The sequence below is a fragment of the Streptomyces sp. NPDC021212 genome, assembly GCF_044332925.1.
Classification (GTDB): Bacteria; Actinomycetota; Actinomycetes; order Streptomycetales; family Streptomycetaceae; genus Streptomyces.
The window spans coordinates 191460-207498 of the sequence record NZ_JBIRPZ010000001.1 but is presented as its reverse complement, the minus strand read 5'-3'; the positions used below and the strand labels follow the sequence as shown (position 1 = coordinate 207498).

13 protein-coding genes are annotated in these 16039 nt (G+C 70.5%); 6 read left to right on the top strand and 7 right to left on the bottom strand.

Features of this window, described 5'->3' with window-relative positions; translation table 11 throughout:
* Positions 1–13 precede the first annotated feature (13 nt).
* A complete protein-coding gene (locus ACH4SI_RS00990) occupies positions 14–1024 on the top strand; it encodes a 1-aminocyclopropane-1-carboxylate deaminase (RefSeq protein WP_398291132.1) in 1011 nt (336 codons plus the stop codon).
* Positions 1025–1134: 110 nt separating this feature from the next.
* Here the strand turns inward: ACH4SI_RS00990 and ACH4SI_RS00985 are convergent, their stop codons facing one another.
* From ACH4SI_RS00985 to ACH4SI_RS00955, 7 genes are all read right to left on the bottom strand, one after another.
* The gene (locus ACH4SI_RS00985) at positions 1135–4227 is read right to left on the bottom strand and encodes an amino acid adenylation domain-containing protein (protein WP_398291130.1); all 3093 of its coding nucleotides are present in this window, start codon (positions 4225–4227) and stop codon (positions 1135–1137) included.
* Between the two features lie 512 nt (positions 4228–4739).
* On the bottom strand, positions 4740–6176 hold the full coding sequence (locus tag ACH4SI_RS00980; RefSeq protein ID WP_398291128.1) for a cytochrome P450: 1437 nt from the start codon (positions 6174–6176) through the stop codon (positions 4740–4742).
* Positions 6173–6793, bottom strand: coding sequence for a GTP-binding protein (locus ACH4SI_RS00975; RefSeq protein WP_398291126.1), 621 nt, complete (start codon positions 6791–6793; stop codon positions 6173–6175). Before ACH4SI_RS00975 ends, ACH4SI_RS00980 begins: the two co-directional genes overlap by 4 nt.
* Positions 6774–7127, bottom strand: a complete 354-nt coding sequence (locus tag ACH4SI_RS00970; RefSeq protein WP_398291124.1) for a DUF742 domain-containing protein — start codon at positions 7125–7127, stop codon at positions 6774–6776. Before ACH4SI_RS00970 ends, ACH4SI_RS00975 begins: the two co-directional genes overlap by 20 nt.
* Entirely contained in the window at positions 7124–7528 is a 405-nt protein-coding gene (locus ACH4SI_RS00965; protein WP_398291122.1) for a roadblock/LC7 domain-containing protein, read from the bottom strand. Before ACH4SI_RS00965 ends, ACH4SI_RS00970 begins: the two co-directional genes overlap by 4 nt.
* Positions 7529–7531: 3 nt before the next feature.
* A complete protein-coding gene (locus tag ACH4SI_RS00960) occupies positions 7532–9133 on the bottom strand; it encodes an ATP-binding protein (RefSeq protein ID WP_398291120.1) in 1602 nt (533 codons plus the stop codon).
* A 426-nt stretch (positions 9134–9559) separates the two neighbouring features.
* Complete coding sequence (locus tag ACH4SI_RS00955) at positions 9560–10822, bottom strand: YncE family protein (protein ID WP_398291118.1); 1263 nt, start codon at positions 10820–10822, stop codon at positions 9560–9562.
* A gap of 431 nt (positions 10823–11253) precedes the next feature.
* On the opposite strand from ACH4SI_RS00955, the gene ACH4SI_RS00950 reads away from it, so the two are divergent.
* The 5 genes from ACH4SI_RS00950 to ACH4SI_RS00930 are packed head-to-tail and all read left to right on the top strand — an operon-like array spanning position 11254 to position 15927.
* Entirely contained in the window at positions 11254–12099 is an 846-nt protein-coding gene (locus tag ACH4SI_RS00950; protein ID WP_398291116.1) for an MHYT domain-containing protein, read from the top strand.
* Positions 12099–14567 (top strand): nitrate- and nitrite sensing domain-containing protein, encoded by a 2469-nt coding sequence (locus tag ACH4SI_RS00945; RefSeq protein WP_398291114.1) that lies wholly within the window; start codon positions 12099–12101, stop codon positions 14565–14567. Before ACH4SI_RS00950 ends, ACH4SI_RS00945 begins: the two co-directional genes overlap by 1 nt.
* Entirely contained in the window at positions 14564–14992 is a 429-nt protein-coding gene (locus ACH4SI_RS00940) for a roadblock/LC7 domain-containing protein (protein WP_398291112.1), read from the top strand. The genes ACH4SI_RS00945 and ACH4SI_RS00940 overlap by 4 nt, the downstream gene beginning before the upstream one ends.
* Positions 14985–15362 carry a DUF742 domain-containing protein gene (locus tag ACH4SI_RS00935; protein ID WP_398291110.1) on the top strand — a complete coding sequence of 126 codons (378 nt, stop codon included), beginning with the start codon at positions 14985–14987 and terminating at the stop codon, positions 15360–15362. Before ACH4SI_RS00940 ends, ACH4SI_RS00935 begins: the two co-directional genes overlap by 8 nt.
* Positions 15343–15927, top strand: a complete 585-nt coding sequence (locus ACH4SI_RS00930) for a GTP-binding protein (RefSeq protein ID WP_398291108.1) — start codon at positions 15343–15345, stop codon at positions 15925–15927. The genes ACH4SI_RS00935 and ACH4SI_RS00930 overlap by 20 nt, the downstream gene beginning before the upstream one ends.
* The last annotated feature ends 112 nt before the right edge of the window (positions 15928–16039 follow it).

The following is a 16039-nucleotide window of genomic DNA, read 5'->3' as shown; positions in this document are numbered from 1 at the left end:
TCGGAGGAATCCCTTGTCCCTCAACGACTTCGACCGCTACCCGCTGCTGTTCGGCCCGTCGCCGGTGCACCGCCTGGAGCGCCTGACCACGCACCTGGGCGGCGCGGAGATCTGGGCCAAGCGCGAGGACTGCAACTCCGGCATCGCCTACGGCGGCAACAAGACCCGCAAGCTGGAGTACCTCGTGGCCGATGCCCTGGCGCAGGGCTGCGACACGCTCGTATCGATCGGCGGCGTGCAGTCCAACCACACGCGCCAGGTCGCGGCGGTCGCCGCCCGGGCGGGGCTCAAGTGCGTGCTGATCCAGGAAAGCTGGGTCGACTGGCCGGACGCGGTGTACGACAAGGTCGGCAACATCCTGCTGTCCCGGCTCTCCGGAGCGGACGTGCGGCTGGTGAAGGCCGGGTTCGGCATCGGGTTCAAGGAGAGCTGGGAGCAGGCGATCGCGGAGATCGAGGCGGCGGGCGGCAAGCCCTACGCGATCCCCGCCGGCGCCTCGGACCACCGGCTCGGCGGGCTGGGCTTCGCGAACTGGGCGTTCGAGGTGGCGGAGCAGGAACAGCAGCTCGGGGTCTTCTTCGACACCATCGTGGTGTGCGCGGTCACCGGCAGCACCCAGGCCGGCATGATCGCCGGTTTCGCCGCGCTGGGCGGGCGGCCGCGGCGGATCCTCGGCATCGACGCCTCGGCCAAGCCGAAGGAGACCTGGGACCAGGTGGCGCGGATCGCGCGCCGGACCGCGTCGCTCATCGGCCTGGCCCGGGAGCTCGCCGACGACGAGATCCTGCTCGACGAGCGCTACCACGCGGGCACCTACGGCATCCCGGACGAGTCCACCATGGACGCGATGCGGACGGCCGCCCGGACCGAGGGCATGGTCACCGACCCGGTGTACGAGGGCAAGTCCATGGCGGCCCTCATCGACCTCGTCACGCGAGGCGAGATCGCCAAGGACTCCAAGGTGCTCTACGCCCACCTCGGCGGGCAGCCGGCCCTGAACGGCTACAGCGCACTGTTCGGGTAGGCGTCAACCGGCGAGCGTCGGCAACGCCCTTCACACGGTCCTGCGTCCCGAGCGTCACCGCTCGGGACGCAAGACCGTGCCGCGAAACGATCCGTCGACACCCTTCCGCGTCACCGCCTGACCTTGGAGTTCGGGTCGCTGCGGTGGAGGAGGCCGCTGCGCCGGAGGGCGGCGAGGTAGCCGTCGAGCAGCGTGTCGTCGACGGGCGGGCACGTGTCCCGCCAGGCCGGCCAGACCTGGTCGGTGCGGGTGCGCACGACTTCGGGGAAGACGGTGTCGAAGTACAGCTCCTTGACGCTGTGGTCGGCCTCGTTCGCCGGTGTGACGAAAAGTGGCAGGAACGGCGCGATGGGGGCCTCGGGGTTGCGGCGCACATGACCGGCGAGCGCGGCGGTCCACTCCGCGTAGCCGACGTCCTCGATGGCGTATCCGGCGGCGCGCATGCGGTCGACCATGTCGCCGAGCCGCGCCGGCCGGGGGTTGGTCAGGTGGACCACTCCCCCGAGATGCGGGAGCCGGGTGGCGATGCCGACGATCGCGTCGGTGACGGTGTCGACGGGCACGAGGTCGAGGGGCAGCGGGACCGCGGGGGCCGACCCCATCTGCGCGATGGCGTCGAAGACCGCGCAGATGGCGCTGGAGGTGTTCCAGGCGCCGGTGCGGCTGTGGCCGGTGATCTCGTAGGGCCGGTGGATGGTGACCGGCAGCCCCGCCTCCGCCGCGTGGCCGAGCATGCGCTCGGCCACCCACTTGGTTTCGGGGTACCCCATGCTGATCAGCTCGGGATGGCTGAGCGGGGTGCTCTCGTCGACATACCGGACGCCCCCGGCACCGCTTCCGGAAAGCACCGCGGCGGTCGAGACGTAGTGGACGGGAATCCGTCGCCCTGCCGCCAGGCCGAGGAGGGAGCGGACGGCTTCCACGTTCGCCTCCCTCAACTGCTGGTAGGGGTAGAGGAAGTTGACGTGGGCGGCGTTGTGCACGATCAGGTCGACGTCGTCCGCCAAGCCGTCGAGGACACCGGGGGCCATCCCCAGCCCGGGGCGGCCGAGTTCGGCCGGCAGCGGACGGACCCGCCCGGGGTCGCCGAGACGGAGGCCGAACCGCCGCATCGTGGCGTGGATCCGCCGCATCGCCTGCGGGCCGTCGGCGGCGCGCACCGGGCAGTGGATGGTCGCGTCGGTGTCCCGGAGCAGCCGTTCGAGCAGGAACGCGCCGACGAATCCGGTGGCTCCGGTGAGCAGGATGTGGCGCGCCCGGGTGGGCTGCGGGGCAGCGGCCGGGCCGGCGCCGACGTTCAGCTCGATGCGGGCCTCGGCTTCGTAGTCGGGCTGTGTCCGGTCGTCCGGCCCGGACGGCGGGGTGCCGGTCGCCGCGCGGTACGCGGACAGGGACGGCGTCGCCAGCAGGCGCCGCAGCAGCGGCGCGAAGTGCTCGGTGGTCAGGCCGAGGGCGGCGATGGTGCGGGTGACGGCCCGGGCCGCGAGGAGGGAGTTGCCGCCCTCGGCGAAGAAGTCCGTGCTGTCGGACACCGGTGTGCCGAGCACCTCCGCCCAGATCTCCGCGACGGGGTCGCCCGGCCGGCCGGCGGGCGGCTGCCCCGCGCGGTGCGCGGACGGGGCGGCGGCCCGGGCGCGCAGCACCGCGTAGTCGGTCTTGCCGTTCCCGGTGAGCGGCATACGTTCCAGCGGGTGAATGGGGGCGGGTATCGCGTGGGTGGGCAGCCGGCTCGCCAGGTGCGCACGGAGTTCCTCAGGTCCCACCGGCCGGGTGGCGTCCGCGGACGTGACGAACGCGCTGAGCCCCTTGCCGATGCCGTCGTTCCCCCGGACGAGCACCGCGGCGTCGGCCACGCCGGGATGCGCACGCAACAGGGCCTCCACGGGGTCGAGTTCGACGCGGAAGCCGCGGATCTTGACCTGCCGGTCCACCCGGCCGCGGAATTCCAGCAGCCCGTCACTGCCCCGGCGGGCCAGGTCACCGCTGCGGTAGAGACGCTCGCTCTCGCCGCTGCCCGTAGGCAGCATGACGAAGGCACGGGCGGTCTCCTCGGGCAGGTTGAGGTACCCCAGGGCCAGCCCCGCACCGCCGATGCAGATCTCGCCCTCCTCGCCGGGACCCGCCGGGCTGCCATCGGCCCGTAGAAGATGGCAGGTGCTGGCGGCCACCGGCCATCCGATCGGGACCGAGGAGGCATCGGGCGCCACATGGCCGACGTCGTAGGCGCTCACCATGATGCCGCCTTCGGTCGGGCCGTATCCGTTGATCAGATGCCGCGGCCGTCCCGTCGCACACACCGCCGCCGCCAGCCCCGGGTCCATGGCCTCACCGCCGACCATCACCATGTCCAGGGCGCCGAAGATCCCGGCCTTGGTCCGCACCGAGTGGTGGAACAGGCTGGTGGTCATGAAGGCATGCGTGATGCGCTCGGCGCGGAGCAGCGAGCCCAGCGCCTCCGTGTCCAGGAGTGCCTCCCTGCCCGCCACGACGAGGCATCCGCCGTTGAGCAGGGTGGCCCACATCTCGAAGAGGGAGCCGTCGAAGGAGAGGCCGAAGGTCTGCAGGACGCGCTTCCCGGAGCCGGGGCACCAGGGAGCGCCGCCCTCCGCCAGCCGGGTCACGGCGCGGTGCGGGAAGGCCACCGGCTTGGGGCGTCCAGTGGTGCCGGAGGTGAAGAGCACATACGCGCAGTTCTCCGCCGAACGTTCCGTGAGGGACGGGAAGTCCGGGTCGTGGGGACCGGTGTGCCGCGTCCGCATCAGTGCGTCGAAATCTTCCCAGCCCACCGGCCCGGCGCCCGCCGCCGCCACCGGCTCGTGGCCGGGAAGCGCGATGGCCAGTCGTGCACCGGCATCGGTGAGCATCTCCGCGGCACGGGCCGACGGGTACTGCGCGTCCACCGGGACGCACACCGCGCCGGCCCGCAGGATGCCGACGATGGCGACCGTCGCCTCCCAGGAGCGCGTGCCGAGGACCGCGACGGCGTCCCCGGGGCGTATGGCTCGACTCAGGAGAGCCTGGGATATGGACCGTGACGAGTCGTCGAGTTGCTGATAGGAATAGGTTCTGCCGCCGTCCTGTACCGCCGGGGCGTCGGGTCCGCGCACCACCTGATGGGCCAGCAGGCCGGGAAGCGAAGCACTCCGTGGGGTAGCGGAAACGGGGGTCTTTCGGCTCTCGCCGGTGTGCGTGCTCGCATGCATGATTGCTCCACAGAGGCCGGCCTGAGGCCTGGGGGCGCATCAGGACACGACAGGGGGTTCGAGGGGGTTCGAGGGAGATGGGGGCGCTGAGAGCGCTCCTCCGCCCCGGGCACCCGCCGTCGGGGGCCGGGGTGTGGCCGACCAGCAGCCGCAGGGGAGCGGGCCGGGGCCGGTAGTCAGGGGAAGACGGCGGACGGAGTCAGCGCGGTGGGGACGACGGCAGACGGGATCAGCGCGGTCCGGGCGTCCACCGGCGAAGCCCGCATGCCGGAACATTGCCGGTGCGGGTCGCCCTTGCCGGGCATAATGCCTCACCCGAACCGGCGCTGCGTGCCCTGAACCGGTGCGAGGCGCACTCCGGGTGCTGTTGGTCCGTCAAGGAACTCGACACCCTCCCGTATGGGGTCCGGTGAGGATTCCCGCCACACACGTCTTTCGGCCTTCCTGAGCATCATTACCCACAACAGCATCAGTTGAAGACTGAACTTGACGTGCTCAAGGCCACAATGTGCTCAGCCCCTCGTACGCCGCTTCACTCCGCGCCACCAGGACAGCCAGGACCGGTCGGCGGGAGCCGAGGTGGCGGTCGGGAAGGCGGCCTTGGTCTCGGGCTGCTCCGTGGGGAGTTCGGTGCGCAGCGCTATCGGCGGTGCCAGACCTGGCACCCGCGACACCTGGTGGCTGGGAGTGAACTCGACCGGCAGCGCTTCGAGGTGGCGGTACATCAGCGACGAGGTCCACTCCAGTTCGTCCTTCGGGACGGACAGCCGCAGATCGGGCAGGCGGGTGAGGAGGGTGTCGATGGCCGTGTCGGCGATCGCCCGGCCGATGTGCTGGCCGGGGCATTCGTGCGGGCCGCCGCTGAAGGCGAGATGGGAGCGGTTGCCGTGCACGGAGGCATGCAGATCGGGGCGGATCGCCGGGTCGACGTTCGCCGCGCCGAGACCGAGCAGGATCATGTCCCCTGCCGCGATGGGCTGTTCGGCCAGCACGGTGTCGCTGGTGGCCCATCGCCCCAGGAGGGTCATCATCGGTGGCTCGTCCCACATCACCTGCTCCATCGCGTCTGGCAGCGTCATGTGTCCGCCGGCCAGGTTCGCGCGGAAGCGGTCGTCGGTGAGCAGCATCCGCAGTGCGTTCGCGATCAGGTTGACGGTGGTCTCGTTGGCGGCGGTGAGGATGAGCCGCAGATGCTCGCGGATCTCGTCGTCGCTGAGGCCGGAGGGGTGCTCGATCAGCTTGGAGGGGAAGTCGTGACCGGGGTCGGTGCGCTTGCGCTCGACCAGTTGCTGCAGGGTCCGGGTGATGTAGTCGTTGCTCGCCGCCGCGGTGTCCGTACCGGTGAGCGCGTCCTGGACGGCGGCGACCAGGGCCGGCCCGTACTCGTCCGGCATGCCGAAGAGCTGTGTCATGACCCGCAGCGGGAGCTGGGCGGCGAACTGGCTCACCAGGTCGGCCCGTCCGCCGCGCGCGAACCCGTCGACGAGCTGATGGGTGAACCGCGTGACGTGGCGCCGGATACCGCGCGCCTCGAAGCGGCTCAGGCTGTCGGTGACCGCGCCGCGCAGCCGCTGGTGCTCCTCGCCGTCGACGAAGACGCACACCGGCTGCCAGGCCGTGATGGGCGCCAGCGGATGGTCGGCCGACACCCGCCCCTCGGCCATGTCCCGCCAATACCGCGAATCACGGGAGAAGACCGTGGGGGTGCGCAGGACGTCGAGGTTCTCGCGATGGCCGAGGACCAGCCAGGCCGGCAGGTCGCCGTGGACGAATACGGGGGCGACGGGACCGTGCGCGGCCCGCAGCTTCTCGTACACACCCATCGGGTCGGTCTGTGCCTCGCCGCCGTACAGACGGTGCAGTGCGTCCGGAGTCATGCCGTGGGCCGGGCAGCCGGGCGGCGGAGTCGCCGGGCCGTCGGTCGTGTGCTCGGGGGTGTTGGCGGTCACGTGGACTCCGAGGTCGTTGCGGAGGTTCGCAGATGGCGCATCAGGGAAAGCAGCACGTCCCGGCTCGACGGTCGCTCGCGGGCGTCGCACACCACGATCGGCACGCTCTCCGGAAGGTCGAGTGCGCCACGCACCTCCTCCGTGAGATAGGAGGTCGCGTCGGGGAAGGCATTGATGGCGATCACGAAGGGCACCTCGGCCTCTTCCAGACGCCCGATCACGTCGAAGCCGGCTTCCAGGCGCCGGGTGTCGACGAGCACGATGGCCCCCAGCGCGCCGTCGAACAGGCCGTTCCACAGGAACCAGAAGCGTTGCTGGCCGGGTGTGCCGAAGAGATACAGCACCAGCTCGTCGTTGAGCGTGATCCGGCCGAAGTCCATCGCCACGGTGGTCGCGGTCTTGCGCTCCACTCCGGCGAGGTCGTCGACCCCGGCGCCGGCCTGCGTCATCGTCTCCTCGGTGGTCAGCGGCCTGATCTCGCTCACCGAGCGGACGAAGGTGGTCTTTCCGACGCCGAAACCGCCCACGATGACGATCTTGACTGCGGTGGAGGCCGATGACGGCAGCCGGTCCTCGATCCGAGGCTCCGTGCCCGTGTCAGAGATTCTGGAGACCATCGATAACCGCCTCTATCAGTGCGATGTCGGGACGGGACGAGGCGGGTGCGCGGGCCTCGACCCGTCCGTCGGCCAGCAGATCGGCGAGGAGCACGCTGATCACACTGCTGGGCAGGGTCAGATGAGCGGAGATTTCCGCGACGGACACCGGGGACCGGCACACCCGGAGGATGGCGGCGAGTTCCGGCTGGATGCCGGCCTTCGGCTCCTCCCGGGACACGATCAGGGTGACCAGGTCCAGGTCGGCCTGCTCCGTTGATTCCGCCCGGCCGCCTGTGATGACGTAGAGCCGCTCGGGACCGCCATCGTCCCAGTTCCGGTCGGCTGTGCTCACCGCGCTTGCCCATCAGTTCGCGGCGGGCTGGTGAGATGCGCGCCGATCCGCGCGACGAGGTCACGCATGCACTGACCGACCAGTCCGGCGTCCACCCCCTCGTCGGCGAGCACCGCCAGATGGGCACCGGCCCCCGCGGCCATCAGGTACATGAAGCCGCCGCTGATCTCGATGACGACCATCCGCATCCGCCCGTCGCTGTGCGGGAACTCGCTGGCGACGGCCACGGACAGGCTCTGCAGGCCCGAACCGACCGCGGCGATGCGGTCCGCGGTGTCCATGTCCGTGTCGTACCGGGCCATGCACAGGCCGTCCGACGACAGGACCACGATGTGGCGAGTCTGGGGGACGCTCTCCGCGAGATCCTTGAGCATCCAGTCCATGTCCGTGCGCTGCTGCATCGGTTACTCACCCTTGTCTGACGTGTCACTGTTGGCCCGGGAAGGCGCCGCCCGGGGCTTGTCGGCCGAGAGACCGCTCTGCAACTCGGCCATCCAGACGCCGGGCGCGGGTTCCTCGTGCGCCGTCTCCGCCGGTCCCGGCAGGGGCGTGGTCCGCTTCCCGGCGCCGGTCGCAGGACGACGGCGGCGCCGCTGGGGCAGCCCGCTGGCCGTCCGTTCGACCTCGGCCGGCATCTCTTCCTCGGTACGGTCGTCCGCGCGTACCGGGGCGGGCCGGGCCGTGTCCATGGTCTCCTGCGCCTCCGCTGTCGCACCGGCGTTCCGGTACGCGTCCGGGGTCGCGGAGCGCGGTGTGACGGCTTCGGTTGCCGCTCGGGAGGGCGCGCCCTGTGCGGCGGCCGGCCGGTCCGCCGACCGGGGCGCGGACGAGGCGCCGATACCGTGCGCCCGCCCCGTCGCGGGTGCGGTGGTGAGCAGCTCCTTCGGCACGGTCAGCACCGCGCGCACGCCTCCGTAGGCGGACGGCGGGAGCGCGACCTTGAAGTCGTAGGCCTGCGCGAGGCGGCCGACCACGGCGAGTCCCAACCGCGGCGACTCCCCCAGGTCGTTCAGGTCGATGCCGGCCCGTGCTTCCTTCAGCATCCTCTCGGCGCGCGACCGCGCCTCCTCGCTGAGACCGACACCGCCGTCCTCGACCTCGATGGCGATGCCCATGTGCACCTCCACCGCCGTCAGATGGACGCGGGTCTTGGGCGGCGAGTACCGGATGGCGTTGTCCAGCAGTTCCGCCAGTGCGTGGATGAGCGGCTCGACGGCGGTACCGACAACGGCGACCTCGGCGACGGTGTGCAGTTCCACCCGCTGGTAGTCGAGGATCCGGGACATGGCGCCACGCAGCACGCTGTAGAGGGGCACCGCCTTGCTCCACTGGCGGCCCGGCCGCGCCCCGCCGAGTACCGCGATGCTGTCGGCCAGCCGGCCGATCAGGGCGGTGCCGTGGTCGAGCCGGAGCAGGTCGGCGAAGAACGCCGGTTCCTGGCCGTGCCGGTCTTCCATCCCCCGCAGGTCCGTCGCCTGTTGGTGCACGATGGCCTGGACCCGGCGCGCGATGTTCACCACACCGCGCTGCGCCGAGTCACGCATGCTCTCCTCCGCCTGCACGGCCTCGACGACGGACCGCAGCAATGCCTGGTGCGCCGCCTGGGACTGCGGGCTGAGCGCCTCGTCCTGAGCGGAGACGGACAGCAGGACGTCCTCGGCGAACTCGCCCTCCTGGAGCCGGGCGACAGCCGCCGGAAGATGCTGCTCGGCCAGCCGGATCGTCGCGGCCTCCTGCCGCCGCAAGTCCTGGAGCAGGGCTGCTTCCCGCGCGGCACCCTCGGCCCGCTGCGCGGCGACGTCCCGGCCACGGCGGGCCGCCTCGGCCGAGACGAGAGCGACGATCGCCGTGGCGACGACTCCGCACCAGACGGCCGGTGCCTTACCTCCCGTCGGCGCGATCGTCGCGATGACTGCCGTGGCCACGGCCATCAGGGCAGCGGGAGCCGACCACGCCGCGGCAAGGCCGGTCGAGGGGCCCCCGGGTGACGACGCAGTACGAACCATCAGCATCCTCAATCATCGAGAAAATCCAGAACCAAAGGTATACGCGACACAGGCGACAATCGTGGAACTCATCGTGTGAGCCCGAGCCTATTACCGCGCCAAGTGCGCACAATGAGTTCGCACCCCGGTGCATTCAATTGACACCATAACCACACGCGATCTCCAATCACGCACAGCCTTTGACCTGCCCGGAACGTGCCGCAAGGCCGCCCTGTTAACCGGCGGTGTGCGCCTCGTGGAGATATCCGTGGTGGCGATCTCCTTCGTTGTGTGACGAATGGAGGCCCGATGCGCAGTGTGTCCGCTTAGCAGGCGAAGAATTCGCCATCAATTGGTCAGCGCGCGGACTTCGCCGCCTGTACGGCGACACACACTTCGGCCCGCCCCTTCGCGGGGCGGGCCGCGTCGTGACGCTCCGACGAACCGCTACGAGGCCGACGGCCCGGTCCAGTCGGCCGCCACATGGCCGAGGCGCACCCGCTGCGGGTGGTCGCCGACCGACACGGACACGGTCTTCTCGCCCGTCGCGAAGTCGATCGCGGTGACCCGGTCGGCGCCACTCTCGGAGACGATGCAGGAGGTGCCGTCGCCGCTCACCGTCGCCCAGTACGGCTTCGAGGTCGGCACCAGGGGGCCTTCCTGGAGCGATTCCCGGTCGACGACGGTCGCGTAGTCGTCCATCGTCCCGGCCACGCACAGCTTCTTGCCGTCGGGGCTCATCGACAGGCCGTGGTGGCGGGAGTCGTTGACCCAGGTGGTGCGGTCCTCACTGGTCGCGGGGTTCTTCGGGAGGGTCTTCGCGCGGGTGATCTTGTCCTTGGCCACGTCGTACTCCAGGAACCCGTTGAAGAAGGAGACCTGGAAGTAGAGCTTGGACTCATCGGGGGTGAAGGCGACGGGCCGGACGGCGTCGGACAGGTCCTTGCGGCCGAAGGCGTCGAGCCGTTCGCGCATGTCGATGACCTTGACCTGCTTGTACGTGTTCGCGTCGACCACGGTGATGCGCCGGTCACCCTTCGTCCAGTCCATCGACGGATCGTCCAGGGCGGTGTTGACCTCGCCGATCGACATGTTCCAGAGGTACTTGCCGCCGTCCGTGAAGACGTTCTCGTGGGGCTTGTCACCGGTGGAGAACGAACCGAGCTGCTCTCCCGTCTCGATGTCGAGGACATGCACCGTGTTCGACGTCGAAGCCGACACCGCGACGCGTTTGCCGTCGGGCGACACGGCCATGTGGTCCGCGCGGAACCCGGACACGGGGAAGCGCCAGTTGATTTTGCCCGTCGCGACGTCGATGGAGACCACGTCGGCGAAGCTGGGCCGGGAGACGACGACGGCGGAGCCGTCCGGGGTCGAGTACATGTCGTCCACGAACTGGTCGTGCCCTTCTCCCGGCCCCAGCCGGATCCCCAGGAAGAAGGCGAGCTTGATGGGGTTGAGGTAGATCTCGGTGAGCCGCTGGTTCTTGTCCGGTATGACGTTGATCCGGCCGATCCTCGCCAGGTCACCACTGGACTTGATGACGTCGGCGGTGCCGTCCCAGTTGTTGCCCACGAACATCACCTCTCGTAGCCCGGCCGTCTTCGGCTGCGCGGAGGCGTTCACCGCCGTGGAACCGGTCACGGCCAGCGCCACAACAGCGGCGAGGGTGAGAACCATTCGGGTGGAGCCACGGTGCTCGGGAGGCATGGCCACTCCGTTCGAGGTGGAGGTCTGTCATCGTCAGGGCGGCGCCACCTACTGGAAAGTAATGAAGGCACGCACCTCTCACAAGAGTTCTGACGACAAAAAATGAAGGACCCTCAGCTTCACCGATGCGACGAGGGCCGCTCCGGCCGGAGCGAAGAACGCACACCCCGTCAAGCCCGAACGGACCTTCCAGCACCTCCCGGCACGCCGCGCCGTGATCTACGCCATAGACGCGCCGCAAGAGTTTCGCCGCCGAAACAGCTGAAGTGTCCGGGTGACGCAGATTGCGACCACGGAACTCGCAGGTAGGGCAGCTCGAAGTGACCACATCGGCCGCGAGGTCGAGGCATGCACCCTCCTGTGAAGTTTCTGTGAGGAAACGGAATGCTAGCGTCCACGGCGCCTTGGAGTTGAGAAGAAGAGGGGGAGTTTTGGCACACGTCGACCACTTCGGCGCCGGATGGCTTTCACCTGTCATCGCGTATGTCATGGCCTGCGTCGGCGCCGCGCTCGGACTGCACTGCACCATGAAGGCACTGGCGTCGGACGGCCGTTCCCGGCGCAACTGGCTGGTGACGGCGTCGGTCGCGATCGGCTCGGGCATCTGGACGATGCACTTCATCGCCATGCTCGGCTTCGGAGTCGACGGCACCCCGATTCGCTACGACGTCCCGCTCACACTCCTCAGCCTGCTGGTGGCCATGGCGGTCGTCGGGGCAGGTGTCTTCACCGTCGGCTACGGGCGGTCCCGCTGGCGCTCGCTCCTCGTGGGTGGTCTCGGTACCGGCCTCGGCGTCGGTGCCATGCACTACCTCGGGATGGCGGCACTCCAGTTGCACGGCAGCGTCGACTACAAGCTGCCGCTCGTCGTCCTCTCGCTGGCGATCGCCGTCGCCGCCGCGACGGCCGCCCTGTGGGCCGCCGTCGTGGTGCGCGGTCCCGCAGGAGCGACGCTCGCCTCCCTCGTCATGGGACTCGCCGTGTCGAGCATGCACTACACCGGAATGTCCGCCGTGCAGATCACACCCTCCCCACAAGGGGGCCCGCTGGACGGGGCCACGGCCACGCAGTTCATCTTCCCCCTCGCGGTGGTCCTCGGTTCGTTCCTCTTCCTCTCGTCGGCCTTCGTGGCCCTGTCGCCGACGGAGCGCGAGGCAGCCGAAAGCGCCGACGCCACTGCGGCCGCACCGCTCGACGACGCCGACGCCGCCGCCGCGACCGCCGTCCCCCGCGTCCCCCCGCCGAACACCCTCACCCCTGACAGGTCGAGGCATTGATGAGCACATTCCTGGTGCCACGCTCGATCCGGGCGAAGATCGTCTGCCTGCTGATGGTCCCCGCCGTCTCCCTGATGGCGATGTGGGGCCTCGCCACCGTCACAACGGCGCGCGGCGTCTCGGAACTGAGCCAGTACAAAGAAGCCAACTCCTCCCTCCTCAACCCCCTGGATTCGCTCGTCACCGCCGTCCAGTCCGAACGCTCCGCCGCACTGCGTCAACTCGCCGCGCCCAGCCGTGAACGCGCCGACGACGCGGCGGGCAAGGAGAGGAACACCGACGCGGCCGTCGCCGCGCTCCGCAGCGGGATCCGGACGAGCAGCCTGGACAGCGAGACCGCGGGCGCGAACCTCACGAACCGCGTCGACCAGCTCATGACCGGCCTCGACGGCCTCGGCGCGCTGCGCGAGCGGTCGCGCGGACGCGACGCCGGGTGGCGGGAGGCCTACGACGCCTACAACAGCATGATCGGCCGGGCCTTCGCCCTGGAAGGGTCCCTGGCCATCATGCCGGGCCCCGACACCGCCTCGGCGGCGCGCGTCGTCCTCGAACTGGCGCATGCCCGAGAGATGATCGCCCGTGAGGACGCGCTGATGGGCGCCGCGCAGGTCTCGGACCGTATCACCGCAGGCCAGTACGTGGAGTTCGTCGGCGCCGCCCACACCCAGCGATACCTGCTCTCCGCTTCCGTGGACGATCTGCGGGCCGCCGACGCGGCCCGGTACCGGAAGGTCCTCACCGGGAGCGCGATGCGGGACCTGCGGGGCACCGAGGACGCCATGTTCGAGGCAGGTGCTCGCACACAAGACGGGCAGGGCGGGCCGGACGAACAAGCCGGACACGTCGCCGCGTCCGCCGGCTGGAGTACGCCCGCCGGAGACGTCCTCCAGCAGCTCGCACAGGCGCAGCAGCAGGCGAGCACGGGCGCGGCCGACGACGCGGACCCGCTCTCGTTCGACGCCCTCGGCGGCTCGGGCGTCGCCATGGTCCTCGACCTCGTGGGGGTGGTGCTCTCCCTGGTGATCTCGGTCCGGATCGGCCGTGGCCTGATCGTCGAACTCACCGGTCTGCGCAACACCGCGCTCACCATGGCCGGCCGCGAACTGCCTCGTGCCATCGCGAGGCTGCACGCCGGGCAGCCCGTCGACCTCGATGCCGTGGCGCCCACGCGTCCGCACCGCGCCGACGAGGTGGGCCAGGTCGGCGCCTCATTGGTCGCCGTCCACCGAGCCGCGGTCAAGGCAGCGGCCGACCGGGCCGAGATCCTGCACGGCATCTCCGGCGTCTACGTGAACCTCGCGCGCCGCAGCCAGACGCTGGTCCACCGCCAGCTCGCCCTGCTCGACACGATGGAACGCCGCAACGAGGACCCGGTCGAACTGGAGGACCTGTTCCGGCTGGACCACCTCAGCACCCGGATGCGCCGCCACTCGGAGAGCCTCATCATCCTCTCCGGTGCCATGCCGGGGCGTCGCTGGCGGCACCCCGTCCCGCTCATGGACATCGTCCGGGCAGCCGTGGCCGAGGTCGAGGACTACGACCGGATGCTGATCACGGACATCCCGGCGGTCCGGGTGCCCGGCGCGGCCGTGGCGGACCTCACCCATCTGCTTGCCGAACTCGTCGAGAACGCCACGGCGTTCTCGCCTCCGCCCACCAGGGTGCGCGTGTCCGCCGAGCGCGTCGGCGCGGGCATCGCCCTGGAGATCGAGGATCGCGGACTCGGCATGGAGCCGTCCGCGCTCGCCGAGGCCAACCGGCGCATCACCGACACCGAACGGATCGACCTGCTCGACAGCGGCCAGCTCGGCCTGTTCGTGGTGAACCGGCTCGCGCACCGCCTGGACGTGCGGGTGGCCCTGCGATCGTCGGTGTACGGGGGCATCGTCGCCGTGGTCCTGCTGCCCGGCCACGTGGCGGGCGAACCGATCGATGAGACGGGTAACGGTGCGGAGGCCGGGGAAGCGGCCGCGGACGGCACGACCGCCGGCCTGCCCCGCCGGACCTCGACCAGGCCGGGTGCCACCGCCTCGACCGGGACGGCGGCCGCGGATACGGAGCCGGGCCAGGTGGACGCGGCGCCCGCTCCCCCCGTCCCGGTCCCGGCTGGGCCGCCGGAGGAGCCGGTGCCCCCCACAGACGCACACGATGCGGAGCCCGTGATCCCCACGTCGCATTCCGCTCCCGCCCAGCGGCCGTCGCCCACCACCGGCGAGGAACCTCCGCCTCCCGCGGCCCGGCCCGAACTGCCCCGTCGCATACGCCAGGCCGGTCCGGCACTCGAGCCGTCCGACGAGACCGAACCACATGAGCAGACGCGCAAACCATCCGGGAGAACACCCGAGGAGGCCCGCGCCACCATGGCGTCCTTCCGGACGGGCTGGACCCGCGGCCAGGCCGTCAGGACGCCGCCGCAACCCCCGAGGGAGAGCGACCACGACACAGAAGGCGAAGGAGAGCACCGATGACCCCCACCGCCCACCGCTCCAGTGAACTCGACTGGCTTCTGGAGGAACTCGTCGCCCACGTGCCGGAGATCAGACAGGCGGTCGTTCTCTCCGGCGACGGGCTGCCGGTCGGCGCCTCGGAGGCGGTGTCCCGGGACGACGGAGAACGATTCGCCGCGATCGCCTCCGGCTTCCACAGCCTCGCCAAAGGCGCCGGGCGCCACTTCAGGGCGGGCGGGGTCGTCCAGACACTCGTGGAGCTGGAGGACGGATTCCTGTTCGTCGTCGCCGCGGGCGAGGGCTCGTGCCTGGCGGTGTTCAGCGATGCCGCCGCCGATGTCGGCCTGGTGGCGTACGAGATGGCCCGGCTCGTCAAGCGGGTCGGCCCGCACCTCGGCACTCCCGTACGCGGCGAGGCCGGTGAGACCTCGCGCCTCGATGACTGACTCCGATCAGCGCTGGTACGACGAAGCGGCGGGGCCCTTGGTGCGCCTCTACGCCGTGACGGCCGGGCGGGCACACGTCGGCAGCGAGCAGCGACTCGACCTGATGACCGTCATCCACGCGACTGCGGATACCGATCACGACCCGATGCTCTCGCCCGAGCAGGCAGCGATCCTCCGCCTGTGCAGACCACGACCGCACCCGGTGGCCGACATCGCGTCCGACTCCGAACTGCCACTGACGGTCGTACGAGTCCTCCTCAGCGATCTGCTGGCGATGGGCCTGATCCGCGCCACGCCACCCGTCCCGCCGGCGAGACTCCCCGACCCACGCACCCTCAGGAGAGTGATCGATGGACTCCGAGCGCTCTGACGCGCAAGCGCCCTTTCTCGCCCTCAAGATCCTCGTGGCCGGTGGCTTCGGAGTCGGCAAGACCACGCTCGTCGGCACGGTCAGCGAGATACGGCCGTTGAACACGGAGGAGCCCCTGACCGAGGCCGGCCGGAACGACGACAGCCTGGACGAGGTCGTCGACAAGCGCACCACCACCGTGGCACTGGACTTCGGCCGGATCACCTTCGGCGACGACCTCGCCCTGTATCTCTTCGGCACTCCGGGCCAGGACCGGTTCTGGTTTCTGTGGGACGAGCTGGCCACCGGCGCTCTGGGCGCGGTGGTGCTCGCGGACACCCGGAGGCTGCGGGACTCCTTCCCGGCCGTCGACTACTTCGAGCGGCGCCTGCTGCCGTTCGTCGTGGCGGTCAACTGCTTCAACGGCGTACGCGACTACAGCGCGCGGGAAGTGGCGACGGCGCTCGACCTGGATGAGACCACTCCCGTGGTGCTGTGCGACGCGCGGGACCGGGAATCCGGGAAGGAGGTCCTGATCACGCTGATCGAGCAGGCAGGCGGATTCGCCACCGCGGAAGCGATGTGAGTGGGCGCTCCCATCCCCCGCGCCACCGGCGGTTGCCGCTGGTCAGGGGCGGGACGCAGACTGTGGCCCCGTCCCCGACCACGGGGCGGCACCACAGCCGGACCGGAGGGTG